General features: G+C 48.8%; 13 protein-coding genes. 10 read left to right on the top strand and 3 right to left on the bottom strand.

Translation table 11 applies throughout. From position 1 onward, the window contains the following. Positions 1 to 16 precede the first annotated feature (16 nt). A complete protein-coding gene (locus tag AC4BAN_RS00535) occupies positions 17 to 1,519 on the bottom strand; it encodes an exonuclease domain-containing protein (protein WP_490562402.1) in 1,503 nt (500 codons plus the stop codon). A 39-nt stretch (positions 1,520 to 1,558) separates the two neighbouring features. Next, a complete protein-coding gene (locus AC4BAN_RS00530) occupies positions 1,559 to 2,695 on the bottom strand; it encodes an AI-2E family transporter (protein WP_490562401.1) in 1,137 nt (378 codons plus the stop codon). Between the two features lie 342 nt (positions 2,696 to 3,037). Between AC4BAN_RS00530 and AC4BAN_RS00525 the strand changes: the two genes are divergently transcribed. From AC4BAN_RS00525 to AC4BAN_RS00480, 10 genes are all read left to right on the top strand, one after another. Beyond that, positions 3,038 to 4,900, top strand: coding sequence for a DNA topoisomerase IV subunit B (locus tag AC4BAN_RS00525; protein WP_490562400.1), 1,863 nt, complete (start codon positions 3,038 to 3,040; stop codon positions 4,898 to 4,900). Continuing rightward, on the top strand, positions 4,893 to 7,661 hold the full coding sequence (locus AC4BAN_RS00520) for a DNA gyrase/topoisomerase IV subunit A (protein ID WP_490562399.1): 2,769 nt from the start codon (positions 4,893 to 4,895) through the stop codon (positions 7,659 to 7,661). Before AC4BAN_RS00525 ends, AC4BAN_RS00520 begins: the two co-directional genes overlap by 8 nt. A 63-nt stretch (positions 7,662 to 7,724) precedes the next feature. Further along, complete coding sequence (locus AC4BAN_RS00515; protein ID WP_490562398.1) at positions 7,725 to 8,507, top strand: tetratricopeptide repeat protein; 783 nt, start codon at positions 7,725 to 7,727, stop codon at positions 8,505 to 8,507. 241 nt (positions 8,508 to 8,748) lie between these two features. Continuing rightward, on the top strand, positions 8,749 to 9,750 hold the full coding sequence (locus AC4BAN_RS00510) for a tetratricopeptide repeat protein (protein WP_490562397.1): 1,002 nt from the start codon (positions 8,749 to 8,751) through the stop codon (positions 9,748 to 9,750). A 6-nt stretch (positions 9,751 to 9,756) separates the two neighbouring features. After that, on the top strand, positions 9,757 to 11,694 hold the full coding sequence (gene thrS / locus AC4BAN_RS00505; protein ID WP_490562396.1) for a threonine--tRNA ligase: 1,938 nt from the start codon (positions 9,757 to 9,759) through the stop codon (positions 11,692 to 11,694). An 82-nt stretch (positions 11,695 to 11,776) separates the two neighbouring features. Beyond that, entirely contained in the window at positions 11,777 to 12,340 is a 564-nt protein-coding gene (gene infC, locus AC4BAN_RS00500; protein ID WP_490562980.1) for a translation initiation factor IF-3, read from the top strand. 23 nt (positions 12,341 to 12,363) lie between these two features. Further along, the gene (gene rpmI, locus AC4BAN_RS00495; protein WP_241642560.1) at positions 12,364 to 12,558 is read left to right on the top strand and encodes a 50S ribosomal protein L35; all 195 of its coding nucleotides are present in this window, start codon (positions 12,364 to 12,366) and stop codon (positions 12,556 to 12,558) included. A gap of 87 nt (positions 12,559 to 12,645) precedes the next feature. Continuing rightward, positions 12,646 to 12,990 (top strand): 50S ribosomal protein L20, encoded by a 345-nt coding sequence (gene rplT, locus AC4BAN_RS00490; RefSeq protein ID WP_490562395.1) that lies wholly within the window; start codon positions 12,646 to 12,648, stop codon positions 12,988 to 12,990. Between the two features lie 148 nt (positions 12,991 to 13,138). Beyond that, entirely contained in the window at positions 13,139 to 14,158 is a 1,020-nt protein-coding gene (locus AC4BAN_RS00485) for an NADP-dependent oxidoreductase (protein ID WP_490562394.1), read from the top strand. A gap of 11 nt (positions 14,159 to 14,169) precedes the next feature. Further along, positions 14,170 to 15,327, top strand: coding sequence for an iron-containing alcohol dehydrogenase (locus AC4BAN_RS00480; protein WP_490562393.1), 1,158 nt, complete (start codon positions 14,170 to 14,172; stop codon positions 15,325 to 15,327). Between the two features lie 76 nt (positions 15,328 to 15,403). On the opposite strand, the gene AC4BAN_RS00475 is transcribed toward AC4BAN_RS00480, so the two are convergent. Next, positions 15,404 to 16,030 (bottom strand): TetR/AcrR family transcriptional regulator, encoded by a 627-nt coding sequence (locus tag AC4BAN_RS00475; protein WP_490562392.1) that lies wholly within the window; start codon positions 16,028 to 16,030, stop codon positions 15,404 to 15,406. Positions 16,031 to 16,451: the final 421 nt, after the last annotated feature.

The raw sequence follows: 16,451 nt of genomic DNA, 5'->3' as shown, positions 1-16,451 counted from the left end.
ATGCCGGCCCTGCGCACTAGTCAAATACAATAACCTTATCCTTGTGCTTGCCGCGCATGTGCCCCCGGATAATCTGCTGTATATCTTTATTGTCGTTATACCGCGTAATGGGCTCTTTGAAATCGGAGAGCGTTGAGGCAGAAAAGGTCTCGTCCACAAACCCGAAGCCCAGGTAAATGCCATGCTCCACCACCACCACCGATTTCTCACCGGGCTCGCGGCCTTTGCCAAGTATAACAAAGCTGTTGTGCTCGTAGGTAAATGAGTCTATCGCCTCATCCACGCGCCGGTTATACTCCTCCGGCGACTCAGCCCCGATACAGGCCCCGCGGCATTGGTGCACCTGGTGATCAAAGCACGCCCCGTTGGTTTTATACAGGTCGCAGAGCTTTTGGCACAGGTTAAACTTGGCTACTTTATGGTACAAAAACCCCTTAGCCTTAAATTGATTGGAAAGCGCCACCAAAGGGGGCATGCTTTCGTTGTCAGCGCTGTTTACGCGCCCAAACGACAAACGTTTATAACCGGCAGCATCTTCGTACACAAAAATGCCTGTGTTAAACACGCTGCGCCGCTGTTGCCGGTTATACTGGGGCTTCATGCGCTTGATCTCTGAGGACTCGAACAGCAGGGCCACCAGCTCATTGCCCATCGGCTGGTAGGTAATGTCGGCGATGTTGTTCTTGAAGTCAAGCGACTTACGGCTTTTGTAATCAATGCTGAAATGCTGGATGATGCGTTTTTTAATGCTGATGCTTTTGCCTACATAGATCACCTCGCCCTGCTCGTTATAGAAGTAGTACACCCCGGCAACCATCGGGAGCGCATCTACCTGTTCTTTTGAAATATTGGGAGGCAGCAATGAGGTTTTGATTTCCTGTTTCAGCATTTGCGAGGGTTCGGATGCCATTTGCAGGTTGCCGTCCACCACCGGGCGGTTTATTTTGATCAGCCTGTCGAAAAGTTTGGCGGTGGCCTCCGCATCGCCGATGGCGCGGTGCCGCTGGTTGAGCGGGATGTCGATGCTCTTGCAAAGTTTGCCCAGGCTGTAAGACGGCAGGCCTGGCAGCAGCGACCTGCTCAGGCGCACGGTGCACAGCGTTTTGCGCTGAAAAGTATAGCCCAGATCGGCAAATTCTTTCTTGACAAAGGAATAGTCGAAACGGACGTTATGCGCCACGAATATTTTGCCTTCCGTAAACTCCACAATCTCTTTGGCCACCTCAAAGAACTTGGGCGCGTCCTGCACCATGTCATCGGTGATGCCGGTGAGTTGTGAGATAAAGTAGGGGATGGGGCGCTGGGGATTGATGAGCGTGTTATACGTGTCCACCACTTTCTGGCCGTCGTGTATAAAAATGGCGATCTCTGTTATCCTGTCCTGAGCAGGCTGCCCGCCTGTGGTCTCAATGTCGATTATAGCGTACAAATGGTTTGGCTTAAAGTCCGGTTCTGCCAGTGCGCCAGCGGCTGCCAAAGGCTCTTCTCCTAAACCAATCTTTTTAGTATTCCGTTTCAATTTTTCTTCTCTTGGGGGAAAGGCGAAAGATATTAGCAATTACTCCTCTTCTTTTCGTTTGCCATGCCAGATGCCGTTCCATATCTCGTTCAGCCAGGAGCTTATTTTACCAGGTTTTTTATGGTTTACCTCATCAATGTCAGCCAACAGGAAACCCATAGGCGCAAGCGGCGGGTAAGCATCGAACACTACTTTTAGCATGGCGATAAATGGAATGGAGAGGATCATGCCTGCCGCTCCCCATATCTCACCCCCGATAAGCAACGCTACGATGGCGGCAAAAGGGTTAATGCTGACCTTAGAACCAACAACAAACGGGGTGATGAAATTGCCCTCCAAGAACTGCACAAACATAAAGACCAGTACCACCAACACCGCATCAAACAAGTGGCCGGTGGTGGCTAGCGTGAACATAGCGGGCACGGTAGCCCCGATCAGAATGCCGATGTAAGGGATGATGGTCAGGATGGAGGCGAAGATGCCAAAAAAGATGGCGTATTTTACACCCAGTAGCAGCAAGCCAGCCGAATTAAGCAGGGAAACAATAAAGATCACGATCATCAGTCCGGAGATGTAACTTTGCACCACATGCTGAATGTTGATCATGGTTTGGATCAGGCCGCCGCGCCTGTCTTTAGTGACGAATTTAAACAGGAACTGCTCCAGGTGGTCCCGGTAATACAGAAAGCAGAAAACAAAAATAGGCACGATGGTCAGGGCGGCCAGGGCCCCGGTTGTCATGGAGATGGTGCTGCCCAGAAAAGTGGTGGTGATATCCTGCAGGCCCCCGATGGCATTGCGCACCAGCACGGAACGGTTGGAAGGCTCCAGTCCGAACTTTTCATACAAAAAGTGCTGTACCTTGTCCACCAGGTCGCCAATATTTTTGCCGATGGTGTCCAGCTCGGATGTAAGGCTGATCAACTGCATGGACAAAAACCAGATGATGGTGCCGAGCACCGACACGACCAACACAATGCAGATAAAAATAGCCAGGGGGCGGGGTACGCGCAGGCGCTCCAAATCTTTAGTGAGCGGCAGAAGCAGTAAAGCAAACAGCAGGGCGAAGGCAAGCGGAACCAGAATGGATTTAAAAGTTTGCAAAAGTGTTACCAGCAGGATGATGCCAAGCAAAACGATTACATATTTTAGGTATTGGGGTAACTTTATTTCCATGAAGAGTTCTGTGGCGCTGTAAACGCAGTGATTTGACTACGAAAGTAACGAATTGTTTCGCTTTTTAATAGAAGTTTTAATATATTAATTTGCTAAAAAAATTGGCTAAGCAAAAAGCCAATAATCTTGTTTTTATTGAACCGGAGCCTTAATTTTATGGTTCTGTATCTGTGCAATGCCTCGACTTCATTACCAGATTTTTCAATTTAACTAATATAATTAGTAAATAGCCGATCAGTTTTTGAAAAGAGGGATGCAGGAACTAATTGTTGTGCCGAGTCGCTTTTATTTTTTTATATTTCCGATTGATTTTACCTAAACAACTATACTTACGCTTACAGGATGGCAGAGTTAGAGCATAATTATACCGAAGACAGCATCAGATCGCTTGAGCCCCGCGAGCATATCAGGTTACGGCCGGGGATGTACATCGGGAAGCTGGGAGATGGGTCTTCGGCCGACGACGGAATTTACATTTTGGTGAAAGAGGTCATCGATAACTCTATTGACGAACATGTGATGGGTTTCGGTAAAACCATCGAGATTAAAATATCAGACCACAAAGTACAGGTACGCGATTACGGACGCGGTATTCCGTTGGGCAAGGTAATCGACTGCGTCAGCAAAATTAACACCGGCGGAAAGTATGACAGCAAGGCTTTCCAGAAGTCAGTGGGACTGAACGGGGTGGGTACCAAAGCGGTTAATGCACTTTCCAGCTATTTCCGTATCCAGTCGGTGCGCGATGGCCTGATGAAGGCCGCCGAATTTGACAGGGGGGTGCTGCTGGAAGACTTTGAATTGCAGGAAACCTCGCAGCGCAACGGCACCCTCACCGTGTTCACGCCCGACGATACCATCTTCAAGAACTACCAGTACAACCCGGATTATCTGGAAAACCAGATTTGGAACTACGTTTACCTGAATGCCGGCCTTACGATTAATTTTAACGGCAAGAAATACTACTCCGAGAACGGCTTGCTGGACCTGCTGCGTAACAAGGCCGATGAGGATAGCATGCGCTACCCCATCATTCACCTGAAGGCCGATGACATTGAGCTAGCCCTGACGCACGGAAACGATTATGGCGAGGAATATTATTCGTTTGTGAACGGGCAGTACACCACTATGGGCGGAACCCACCTGGCGGCTTTTCGGGAGGCACTGGTAAAAACTATCCGCGATTTCTACAAGAAGGATTTTGACGCTGCCGACATACGCGGCTCCATTGTGGGGGCTATTTCCCTGCGGGTGCAGGAGCCTGTGTTTGAGTCGCAAACCAAAACCAAGCTGGGCTCTATTGAGATGGGGCCTGACGGGCCGGCGGTGCGTGCTTTCATTAACGACTTCATCAAAGAGAACCTCGACAACTACCTGCATAAGAACCCGGCAACCGCCGAAGCGCTGCTGAAACGCATTATGCAGAGCGAGCGGGAGCGCAAGGACATGGCCGGCGTGAAGAAGCTGGCCAACCAGCGGGCCAAGAAAGCTAACCTGCACAACCGCAAGCTGCGCGACTGCCGCCTGCACTTCACCGAGGACAAGGACGAGCGCAACCTGCTGTCCACGCTCTTTATAACAGAGGGTGACTCAGCGAGCGGTTCCATTACCAAGTCGCGGAACGTGGACACGGAGGCGGTGTTCAGTTTAAGGGGCAAGCCCCTAAACTGCTTTGGCCTGAAGAAAAAGGTGGTTTACGAAAACGAGGAGTTTAACCTGCTGCAGCACGCCCTTAATATTGAGGAAGGTCTGGACGGCCTGCGCTATAATCGCGTAGTGATCGCCACCGATGCCGACGTGGACGGGATGCACATCCGCCTGCTGCTGCTTACCTTCTTTCTGCAGTTTTTCCCTGACCTGGTTAAAAACGGACACGTGTACATACTGGAGACCCCGCTTTTCAGGGTGCGCAACAAAAAAGAAACGGTCTATTGTTACAATGAGACCGAGAAGCAGGAGGCCATCCAGAAACTGGGCAAGCGGCCAGAGATCACCCGCTTCAAGGGCCTGGGTGAGATCTCGCCGGATGAATTTGGGAAATTCATCGGTGATAACATTAAACTCAAGCCGGTGATCTTGCAGAAAGACACGACCATCCAAAAGATGCTGGGCTACTACATGGGCAAGAACACGCCCGAACGGCAGCAGTTCATCATTGAGAATTTGAAGATTGAGAAAGACATAGTAGAGGAATTATATGCCTAACGACGAACTGAATAACAAGGACGAAGTGAATAACGAGCTGGAAAGAGATGACGAGCTGCATGTGGCGTTCACTGACGGTGAGGAGGAGACGATCCATAATGTGACACCTGTTTCGGGGTTGTATGAAAACTGGTTCCTGGAGTATGCCTCCTATGTGATTCTGGAGCGTGCTGTGCCCTCTATTGAGGATGGCCTGAAGCCCGTGCAAAGGCGTATTCTGCACGCCATGAAAGAGATGGACGATGGCCGCTTTAACAAAGTGGCCAACGTGATCGGGCAAACCATGCAGTATCACCCGCACGGCGATGCCTCCATTGGCGATGCGATGGTAAACCTGGGGCAGAAGGACCTGTTGATCGAGACGCAGGGTAACTGGGGCGATGTGCGCACCGGAGACAGCGCTGCGGCACCCCGTTACATAGAGGCGCGCCTCTCCAAGTTTGCGCTGGACGTGGTGTTTAACCCCCAGACGACACCGTGGCAGTTAAGTTACGATGGGCGCAAGAACGAGCCGATCACGCTGCCCGTTAAGTTTCCGCTGCTGCTTGCGCAAGGCGTGGAGGGTATTGCCGTGGGCTTGTCCACGAAGATCATGCCGCACAACTTTAAGGAGCTTTTAAAAGGCTCTATTGATGTGCTGAAGGGGCGGAGCACCACCCTGTTGCCGGATTTCCCGAACGGGGGGCAGGTGGATGTCACCAATTACAACAACGGCATGCGAGGCGGCAGGATCCGCGTGCGCGCCACCATTGAGAAGGTGGACAAAACCATGCTCATTATCCGGGATGTACCGTATGGCATCACGACCACAGGTCTGATGGAGTCGATCGTGAAAGCGAGCGAAAACAACAAGATCAAGATCAAGAAAGTGATCGATAACACTGCCGCCGATGTGGAGATACAGGTGCACCTGCCGGCCGGCGTGTCACCTGACCTGACCATGGACGCCTTGTATGCCTTTACGGATTGTGAGGTTTCCATCTCGCCGAACACCTGCGTGATCATAGAAGACAAACCGCACTTCATGAGTGTGGATGAACTGCTGCGGATTTCTACCTTCAACACCGTGGAGTTGCTCAAGCGTGAGCTCGAGATCCGGAAGGGCGAGCTGGAGGACAAGTGGCACCACTCCTCGCTGGAGAAGATATTTATTGAGAACCGCATTTACCGCGATATTGAGGAGTGTGAGACCTGGGAGGCCGTGCTCACCGCCATAGATAAAGGGCTGGACCCTTTTAAAAAGCTCCTGCGCCGTCAGGTAACAGAGGAAGACCTGATCCGTTTGACCGAGATCAAGATCAAACGCATTTCTAAATTCGATGCCTTTAAGGCCGATGAGTACATCCGGAAGCTGGAAGAGGAGATGGCTGAGGTAGACGATCATTTGGCAAACCTGATCCGTTACGCGATTTCATACTTTGAGAATCTGCTGAAGAAGTATGGGCAGGGGCGCGACCGCAAGACACAGCTCAAAACATTCGACGTGATCACGGCGCAGAAGGTCGCCATTGCAAACCAGAAGCTGTACATGAACGCTAAGGATGGCTTTATCGGCACCAGCTTGCGCAAAGATGAGTTTGTATGCGATTGCTCGGACATGGATGACATCATCGTGTTCCGGAAGGACGGCAAGTTTATGGTAACCCGGGTGGCGGACAAGACTTTTGTGGGCAAGGACATTCTGATGGCCGGCGTTTACAACAAGAACGACGAGCACATGGTCTACAACATGATCTATGTGGATGGGAAAACAGGCGTGTCTAACGCCAAGCGCTTTGCCGTGAAGTCCATTACCCGCGAGAAGGAATACGACCTGACCAAAGGCAACAAAGGCTCCAAGGTGCATTACCTAACGGCTAACCCGAACTCCGAGTCTGAGGTGGTTACCGTTACACTGGCACCCCAGTCTACGGCCCGTATCAAGTCGTTTGACTATGATTTTGCAGAGCTCATGATCAAGGGCAAAGGGTCGAATGGCAATATCGTGACCAAGTACCCTGTTAAGAAGGTGGTTCAGAAAAGCCTGGGCGACTCGACACTGGGAGGCCGCGAGATATACTATGATGAGGTGATCGGGCGTTTGAACACCGAAGGCAGGGGCCGTTACCTGGGCTCTTTCAACACCGACGATACGATACTGGTGGTGTTTGAGGATGGCAGCTATGAACTGACCTCCTTTGACCTGGCCAACCATTATGCCGTAGAAAAGATCAAGGTGCTACAAAAGTTTGAACCGGATCTGGTGGTGTCGGCTATCTATTTTGATGGCGAGAACAAGACCTATTATGTGAAACGTTTTAAAGTGGAGACTACCACGGTTGCCAAGCGCTTCACCTTTATCTCAGAGAACAAGAATTCAAGGCTTGAAGCCGTGTCGACACATCCTGAGCCCCTGGCTACCATTAAGTATAAGCTAAGCCTGCGCGGCGAAAAGGAAACTGAAAAACTGTTGCTGAGCGACTTTATAGATGTGAAGGGCTGGAAGGCGATGGGCAATAAGCTCAACTACTTTAAGATCTACGATGTGGAAGTACCTAAAATGGGTGTGGTAGATCAACCACAGGACGACAAGGGCAAGGCAAAAAAAGCAGCCTCTCGCAAAGCGCCGGTTAGCTTGCCTACGGAGTTGAGAGAGCTGGCAGAAGAGGCTGCCAGGAGCAGCAGCTCTCAACCTCATGGGGCCGATGCCGTAGAGAATAGCAGTGAGGAAGAGGCAGAAAAGAAAGCTTTAAAAGCAAAGAAACAGTTAGATCTATTCTGATGCCTTAAAATTCCTTTTGCGAAAGTCTTGAAAATTCTGTAGATTGATGGGAGCCAATAGCTTATGAAGAGACTTAACCTAGCATATTTGTTGCTTCTGTTCTGTTTAGTATGCCCTGCTGCCATGGCAGACGGCAATGTATCAGAAAACGAGAAGCTGTTGCAGCAGGCAGGTATGCTGGTGCATGCTTACAAAGATAGCGAAGCACTGCAGTTGTATGAACAAGTAATTGCGGAGTCGGCTTCTAATTACGAAGCGCTTTGCAAGGCCAGTTTCCTGCATTGCCGGATCGGAGACCGTTACGCTGACGAAACGCAGAAACACAATCATTTTACAAAAGCAAAGGAGTATGCCCAAAGGGCTTATGCTCTAAACCCTACAGATGCAGAGGCCAACTACGTTATGGCCCTGTCAATTGGGTGTAAAGCCATGATTGCAGGTCCTAAAGAGAAGCTGACAGGTATCTACCAGGTCAAATCGTTTCTGGATGCGGCCCTGCTATCTAACAGCCACCACGCGGGCGCCTGGCATATTCTGGGGCGCTGGTACTTTAAAATGGCGAATCTTAACTTTGCAGAAAAGACTGCCTCCAGGTTTATGTTTGGCGGCGTGTGTGAGACCGCCACAAATAAAGATGCGGCTGATGCTATTGAGAAGGCCATCATGTATGATCCGAACAATATCAGATATTACCTAGACCTGGCCAGCGTGTACCACGAGATGAAAGAGAATGCAGCTTTTCAAACCACTTTAGAAAAGGCCCTTACGCTTCAGGTTGTTACCACTGAGGAGCTTGAAATGAGCCGACGTTGTAAGGTCATGCTGCAGGAGAAAAGGAAAATCTGATCATTAGGGCATAAAAAAGAGCGCCTGCTGCCTTTCCGGTGGCAGGCGCTCTTTTTTATGCCTTTGCTGGCCCGAATCAGGCTGGAGTGTTTCAATTAACCTAAAATGTTTTAATTTAGCGCAAATTAGTGGTGCTGGCCGCCAGTATGTTCATATGCCGATAAAGGGAGTAACGTTTTTGTTTTTGTTAGTGGCTTGCATAATGTGTAGCTGTGAGCGGCATGAAGGCAAAAGCGAAAAAATGGTTGACCTGAACGAGGTGAAGGACAACCCGGCAGCGCAACTGGCCAGCTTGAATGCTTCGATCAGGCAATCGAAAGGTGATGGGAGCCTGTATGCCAGAAGAGCAGTTTTGCTTTTGCGGAAGGGAGAGCTGCAGGATGCACTGAAGGATGCCGATGAGGCGGTGCGCCTGACCAAAAGTGAGCCGTTCAGTCTCTTTGTGAAAGCGCAGGTATTACGGGCCATGGGCAAACCGCAGGAGGCATTGCCTTTTGCCCTGCAGGCAGAAAGGAATTTTTACCAGAACAGTTCGCTGTATATCCTTTTAGGTGAGCTATACCTGCAACAGCACGATTATACACAGGCAAGGGCATACCTGGAAAAAGCACAGCAAATGTCGCCGAACGATGCATTTGCTTTTTATTACAAAGGCAGGGTTGCTGAGGCAGTACATGACACCCTACGCGCCGTACGGAACTACAAGGCAGCCTTACAGCAGAAGCCAGATTTTAAGGAGCCGATGCGGGAGCTAGCAGGTATTCTGATCTCTCAGAAAGATTTTGCCGCGGGCAGGCTTTATTTGGATCGGGTAGCGGTGCCTGCCGGAAAGGACGCTTTGGCGTGGTATTACAAGGGTTTACTGTACCAAGGGGAGCAGAAGCCGGATAGCGCACAACTATTTTTCCGAAAAGCGGTAGCTTTAAACGACACCCTGCAAAGGGCACATTATAAGATCGGGCTTTGGAAGTATAACCATGAAGAGCCTACAGCGGCGCTGGATCATTTGCTTACCGCTTACCAGCAGTATAAAAACAGGCCGCCGTATCTCGTTACACTGGCAGGGGCATACGAACGAACCGGACAAACAGTAAAAGCGTTAGAAACATACCAGCTCCTGATGCAGCTGGAACCCCGCAGCACGCTCGGGAGCCAGGCCATCAACCGTCTGAAGTATAAAATAGCAAAACCAATACCTGATTCCACAACTGTGGGGCAGGACGAACCAGAACAACTAGATTAAGGATACATGATTAACATCACACTGCCAGATGGCTCTGTACGGCAATACCCAAAAGGCGTAACGAGTCATGAAATTGCCCAAAGCATTAGCGATGGCTTAGCCCGGAACGTGCTTGCTGCCAAAGTGAACGATACCGTTTGGGACAGCACACGCCCAATAGAGCAGGATGCTACCGTGCAGTTGCTTACCTGGAATGATGAGCTGGGTAAAAATACATTCTGGCATTCTTCGGCTCACTTGCTCGCCGAGGCATTAGAGGCGCTCTACCCGGGTGTGAAGTTTGGCATCGGTCCCCCGGTGGAGAATGGCTTTTACTACGACATCGATTTGGGGGACAAGACTTTCTCGCAGGATGATTTTGTCAAAGTAGAGCAGAAGATGCTGGAGCTGGCCCGAAATAAAAGTGAGTTTATACGCCGCGACGTGTCTAAGGAAGAGGCTCTGGCATACTTTACTGAAAAAGGGGATGAGTATAAGCTGGACCTGATCAAAGATCTGGATGACGGCACCATCACGTTTTATACGCAGGGCAACTTTGTGGACCTTTGCCGCGGGCCACACCTGCCCAATACGGGTTCTATAAAAGCTGTTAAGCTTATGAACGTTGCCGGCGCTTACTGGCGCGGGAACGAAAACAGCAAGCAGCTGACTCGCATCTATGGCGTCACGTTCCCGAAGCAAAAGGAGCTGAACGAATATTTGGAAAGGCTGGAAGAAGCTAAGAAGCGCGATCACCGGAAGCTGGGCAAAGAAATGGAGCTTTTCGCTTTCTCTGAGAAAGTGGGCATGGGTCTTCCGCTCTGGCTGCCGAAAGGTACTTTGTTGCGGGAGCGTTTAGAGCAGTTTATGCGCAAGGCGCAGGTAAAGGCGGGTTACCAGCCCGTGGTTACGCCGCACATTGGCAGCAAAGAACTCTATGTTACCTCAGGGCACTACGAAAAGTATGGGGCTGATTCTTTCCAACCGATCAAAACGCCGAACGAGGGCGAGGAGTTCTTCCTGAAGCCCATGAACTGCCCGCACCATTGCGAGATCTATAAAACCCGGCCACGGTCTTACAAAGAGCTTCCTGTGCGCTATGCTGAGTTCGGTACCGTGTACCGCTACGAGCAAAGCGGCGAGTTGCATGGCTTAACGCGCGTGCGCGGCTTTACCCAGGACGATGCGCATATCTTCTGCCGCCCGGACCAGGTGAAGGAGGAGTTTTTGAAAGTGATCGACCTGGTGCTTTACGTGTTCAAGGCCTTGGGCTTTGAGGATTACACGGCACAGATATCGTTACGCGACCCTGAAAACAAGGCCAAGTACATCGGAAGCGACGAAGCATGGGAAAAAGCTGAGGGTGCTATTATAGCGGCTGCCGCAGAGAAAGGCCTTCGTACTGTAACCGAACTGGGCGAGGCCGCGTTTTACGGACCTAAGCTGGACTTTATGGTGAAGGATGCGCTGGGCCGAAAGTGGCAGCTGGGAACTATTCAGGTGGATTATAACTTACCGGAGAGATTCCAGTTGGAGTACATTGGGGCAGATAACCAGAAGCACCGGCCCGTGATGATTCACCGTGCACCTTTCGGTTCGCTGGAGCGCTTCGTTGCCGTGCTGATAGAGCATTGTGGGGGTAACTTCCCGCTTTGGCTAAGCCCGGAGCAAGTGGTTATCCTGCCGATCTCTGAGAAATACCACGACTTTGCCCAGGAGGTTTACAACCGCCTGCAGGAAGAGGATATCAGAGGCTCCATGGATAACCGCGATGAGAAGATCGGACGCAAGATTCGGGATGCCGAAGTAGGAAAAGTGCCTTACATGCTGATTGTGGGAGAGAAGGAACAGGAGAACAACGCTGTTTCGGTTCGGAAACACGGCGAGGGCGACTTGGGCACGATGGCGCTTGACGAGTTTATTAGCTTCTTTAAGCTTAAAATAGCCGAAACGCTGAATAATTAAGAAAGATATTTTCTTTTTGATAGATAAAGTGCGATATTCGCACCCTAATTGTAGAAACTTTAAATTTTAAGGAGGTACAACCATAGCTACGCAGAACAGGCGCTACATCCCACGTGGAAAGGTGGAGGAGCCATACAAAGTCAACGATAAAATAACTGCCCGAGAAGTCAGGTTAGTAGGTGACAATGTTGAGCAAGGAGTATACTCAACCCGAGATGCTCAAAGGATAGCGAATGAGCAGAATCTTGACTTGGTTGAGATTTCACCAACAGCTAATCCACCCGTATGCCGGATCATCGACTACTCGAAATTCAAGTACGAGCAGAAGAAGAAAACGCGTGAGATGAAGGCGAAGGCGCAGAAAGTCGTGATCAAAGAAATTCGTTTCGGTCCTAACACGGATGATCACGATTTTGAGTTTAAGCTGAAACACGCCAAGGCTTTCCTGGAAAGTGGTTTTAAGATCAAGTCCTATGTGCATTTTGTCGGAAGAACGATCGTGTTCAAGGAAAGAGGGGAGATTCTCCTGCTTAAATTTGCACAAGCGCTGGAGGACCTGGCCAAGGTAGAGCAACTGCCCAAACTGGAGGGAAAGAGAATGTTTCTGATCCTTTCTCCGAAAGTGGCACCTGCAACAAAAGGTTAATTTTTTAAATCAATTATATAATCATGCCAAAAGTAAAAACTAAATCTGGTGCAAAGAAGCGTTTTTCTTTGACAGGTACTGGCAAAATTAAGCGTAAGCACGCTTATAAGAGCCACATCCTTACCAAGAAGACGACGAAGCAGAAGCGTAACCTTACGCACATTGGCCTTGTGAGCTCAGCTGACACGGACAGAGTAAAAGCAATGCTTAACATTTAATTATTTTAGGTTAACTATTTAGTACGAACCCAGTGCCTGGTCTTTTTGAAGATTAACCCAATCACCAGTCGCTAAAACTTTAAAGAAATGCCAAGATCGGTAAACGTCGTAGCAGCACGACACAGAAGAAAGAAAATGATGAAGATGGCCAAAGGTTACTTTGGTCGTCGTAAGAACGTTTGGACAGTTGCGAAAAACGCAATTGAAAAAGGTTTGGTTTATGCTTACCGCGATAGAAAAGCGAAGAAGAGAGACTTCAGATCTTTATGGATCCAGCGTATCAACGCAGGTGCGCGTGAGCACGGCTTGTCTTACTCTCAGTTAATGGGCGCTCTTAAGAAAGCAAACATCGACCTGAACCGTAAGGTACTTGCCGACCTGGCTATGAACCACCCGGATGCGTTTAAGAGCATTGTAGATAAGGTAAAGTAATTTACTAGCTATATAAAAACAGAAAGGGCTTAGCAAACGCTAAGCCCTTTCTGTTTTTATATCATGCGCGAACTAAACTTAAACACGTAAGTACTGTTATGCATAGAGACATTTTCTGAATGTAACACGTGTACCTAAAAATAACCCTATGAAAGCCAGTAGTATCTTGCTGAAAAGCAGGCCCAAGGGAATGCCGGAGGAGAGTATCTTTGCGCTCGAACACGTTCATGTGCCTGACCCGAAGGAAGGAGAGGTGTTGTTGAAAGCACTCTACATCTCCGTGGACCCTTACATGCGGGGACGCATGAGCGAGGCAAAGTCATACATTCCGCCATATACTTTAAACGAACCGATCGTGGGTGGCGTAGTTGCTGAGATCATAGCAAGTCGCCATCCGAAATTTAAAAAAGGGGACGTGGTTTTAGGCAACTTGCCCTGGTCCAACTACGCTTTATCCGATGGAAAAGGCCTGACGGTAGTCAATCCTGCCATTGCCCCATTAAGCTATCACCTGGGCATACTCGGCATGCCCGGCCTCACCGCGTACTTTGGGCTGCTTTACATAGGCCAGCCTAAAAACGGTGAAACGGTTGTGGTGTCGGGCGCGGCTGGTGCAGTAGGCACCGTAGTTGGGCAAATAGCCAAGCTAAAAGGCTGCCGGGTGGTGGGCATAGCAGGCTCCGACGAGAAACTGGACTACCTCACCAAACAGCTTCAGTTTGATGCGGGCATTAACTACAAAACGACCAGCAACATACAGGAGGCATTGGAAAAGGCTTGCCCCGACGGCATAGACATATACTTTGACAATGTTGGGGGCGAGATTTCTGACACCGTTTATACTTTATTAAATAAACATGCCCGGATTGCCGTTTGCGGCCAAATTGCCTTGTATAATGCTACGTTGACTCCTGTAGGGCCACGCGTAGAGCCGACCTTGCTAAAGAAGAGTTGTTTGATGCAAGGCTTTATCGTGAGCGACTATGCCGAAAAATTCGGTGAGGCGGCTACCGACCTGGCTGCCTGGCTGGCGGACGGGAAGTTAACGTACGAGGAAAGTATCACCCACGGATTCGAAAATCTCCCCAAAGCGTTCCTGGGTTTGTTTAAGGGAGAGAACACTGGCAAACAATTGGTTAAAGTAGCAGATCTATCAACTAAAGACTAATATATCAACGAATGAATAACTTCACATTTTACAACCCGGTTAAAATTCTTTTTGGAAAAGGGCAGATTGCTGCCATTAAGCAGGAAATTCCATCGGATGCCCACGTAATGCTGACGTATGGTGGCGGCAGTATCAAAAAGAACGGCGTATATGAGCAGGTCATGGAAGCCCTGAAAGACCATACAGTACTTGAGTTTGAGGGTATTGAACCTAACCCGCACTATGAAACACTGATGCAGGCAGTTGAAATTGCCAAAAGACAGCAGATTGATTACGTACTGGCCGTTGGCGGCGGATCAGTAATTGATGGCACCAAGTTTATCGTAGCTGCGATGGCCTACGAAGGCGATGATCCCTGGGATATCCTGGCGAAAAAAGCCCCCGTTACCCATGCCGTTCCATTTGGAGCCGTGCTTACCCTGCCCGCCACCGGATCGGAGATGAATTCAGGCTCTGTTGTTACGCGGGTAGAAACGCAGGAGAAACTCGCTTTCGGAAGTCCTTTTACTTTCCCTCAATTCTCGGTGCTTGATCCGGAAACAACCTTCACGCTGCCATTGCGCCAGATAAGTAATGGCATTGTGGATGCGTTTACGCATGTACTGGAGCAGTACCTGACTTATCCAGTGAATGCCCCCCTGCAAGACCGCTTGGCAGAATCTGTGTTGCTGACATTGGTAGAGGAAGGGCCGAAGGCATTGCAAAACCCGAAGGACTACGACACGATGGCAAACTTTATGTGGTGTGCTACTATGGCCCTGAATGGCGTGATTCGCGTTGGGGTGCCCACCGACTGGGCTACCCATTATATTGCGCACGAGCTCACAGCTCTACATGGCATAGACCATGCCCGTACCTTAGCTGTTGTGCTGCCTTCGTTGTTACGCTACAAAAACGAGTCTAAAAGAGAAAAACTGTTGCAGTATGGGGCCCGGATCTGGGGCGTGGACACCGGCACGAGTGATGAACGTATAGAGGCTACGATACAGGCTACGATAGCCTTCTTTGAATCATTGGACATACGCACGAAGTTGTCGGACTACGAGGTGGGCGAGGACACGGTGAAAACCATTGTGCAGCGCTTTAAAGAAAGAGAAGTTAAGAACCTGGGAGAGCGGGCCGATATTCAAATAGAGGACGTGGAAAAAATCCTGATGCAAAGCATTTAGGCAATTCCTGTTAGTGATCAAATAGAACTTATAAATATAGGAGGCCTTTGGTACTAAAACCCAGAGGTCTCCTGTTTTATTTTGACTGGTGCCCGTGGTTATTTTCTAAAATACCATGAAAGATGATATTTACCAATCCACCAAAAACATTTTCAGGGGTGGCGGGCATTCTGCTTGTAAGTTCCAGCGGGATCTGGTGCGTGAAATCAGGATTTAGAATAGTTTCCAGGGCACTGGCATACAGCAGAACGGCCAGCGAGATGTTAATGTCCTTGTGCACGAAGCCTTTTTGCATCCCCTCATCCAGTAACTTGTGAAAGCGCAAAAAAGCGGCCGACGCTTTGTAATCCTGCAGGAGTTGCCAGCTACGAGGGGAGTTATCCCTAATGTCGTTGAGCAGATAGGGGTTAAGCACATGCAGTTTCGTGCCTACGTATCGAAATATCTGGCTCACTTTTTCAGGAAATTCCAGGTCTACGCTAGCCATTAGTTTCTCCACGCCATTCTGTACTTCCAACTGATATTGTTTGATCACTACATGCAGGAGTTCCTCTTTCCCAGCAAAGTGTTGGTAGAGTGTTTTTTTGCTTATGCCCAGTTCTTTGGCTATGTGAGCCATTAAAACTTTTGTATATCCGTTCGCAAAAAAAAGGCTGCGGGCTTTACTTATTATTTTTTCTCGCGGTTTTGAGGGTGTTTCCATTAACTCTGTTTTAACAAGCGGAAAACGAATGATATGAATTCCATCTACATATCAGCCATGTTCAGGTTGAAGTTAAAAAGAATGTTAGAACAATTAAAGATAATAGAAGAAAAATAACTCGCTGCACGGCCTTCATTCTGTTATAATGAAATATATAGGGGTATATTAGGTCAAATACAGCACTAAAAAGAAATCTTTAAGATTTAAAAAAATTAGATTGAAAAATTACAAAAAAAAAAGAATTATAAAGTACTAATAATTATAATAATATAAATATAAAATTTTTTATTTATATATTTTTATATCAAATAAAAGTATCTGTATAGCAGCGGAAGTTTGGTCCACTTTTCGATATTTTAATCTTTTAAGGACTATCAAGGATGTATTGGTGCAACTTCCTCTATTTATAAGTACTAAGAAT

Source organism: Pontibacter sp. GD13 (genome assembly GCF_058216355.1).
The sequence above is the reverse complement of the archived record's forward strand: the minus strand, read 5'-3'. Positions and strand labels throughout refer to the sequence as shown.

Bases quoted from the DNA above. Each gene is read 5' to 3' on its own strand.
- thrS (WP_490562396.1), top strand. From the start codon at position 9,757: ATGATTAACATCACACTGCCAGATGGCTCTGTACGGCAATACCCAAAA.
- AC4BAN_RS00485 (WP_490562394.1), top strand. From the start codon at position 13,139: ATGAAAGCCAGTAGTATCTTGCTGAAAAGCAGGCCCAAGGGAATGCCG.
- AC4BAN_RS00480 (WP_490562393.1), top strand. From the start codon at position 14,170: ATGAATAACTTCACATTTTACAACCCGGTTAAAATTCTTTTTGGAAAA.
- AC4BAN_RS00515 (WP_490562398.1), top strand. From the start codon at position 7,725: ATGAAGAGACTTAACCTAGCATATTTGTTGCTTCTGTTCTGTTTAGTA.
- AC4BAN_RS00520 (WP_490562399.1), top strand. From the start codon at position 4,893: ATGCCTAACGACGAACTGAATAACAAGGACGAAGTGAATAACGAGCTG.
- AC4BAN_RS00530 (WP_490562401.1), bottom strand. From the start codon at position 2,695: ATGGAAATAAAGTTACCCCAATACCTAAAATATGTAATCGTTTTGCTT.
- AC4BAN_RS00475 (WP_490562392.1), bottom strand. From the start codon at position 16,030: ATGGAAACACCCTCAAAACCGCGAGAAAAAATAATAAGTAAAGCCCGC.
- rplT (WP_490562395.1), top strand. From the start codon at position 12,646: ATGCCAAGATCGGTAAACGTCGTAGCAGCACGACACAGAAGAAAGAAA.
- AC4BAN_RS00525 (WP_490562400.1), top strand. From the start codon at position 3,038: ATGGCAGAGTTAGAGCATAATTATACCGAAGACAGCATCAGATCGCTT.
- AC4BAN_RS00510 (WP_490562397.1), top strand. From the start codon at position 8,749: ATGGTTGACCTGAACGAGGTGAAGGACAACCCGGCAGCGCAACTGGCC.
- rpmI (WP_241642560.1), top strand. From the start codon at position 12,364: ATGCCAAAAGTAAAAACTAAATCTGGTGCAAAGAAGCGTTTTTCTTTG.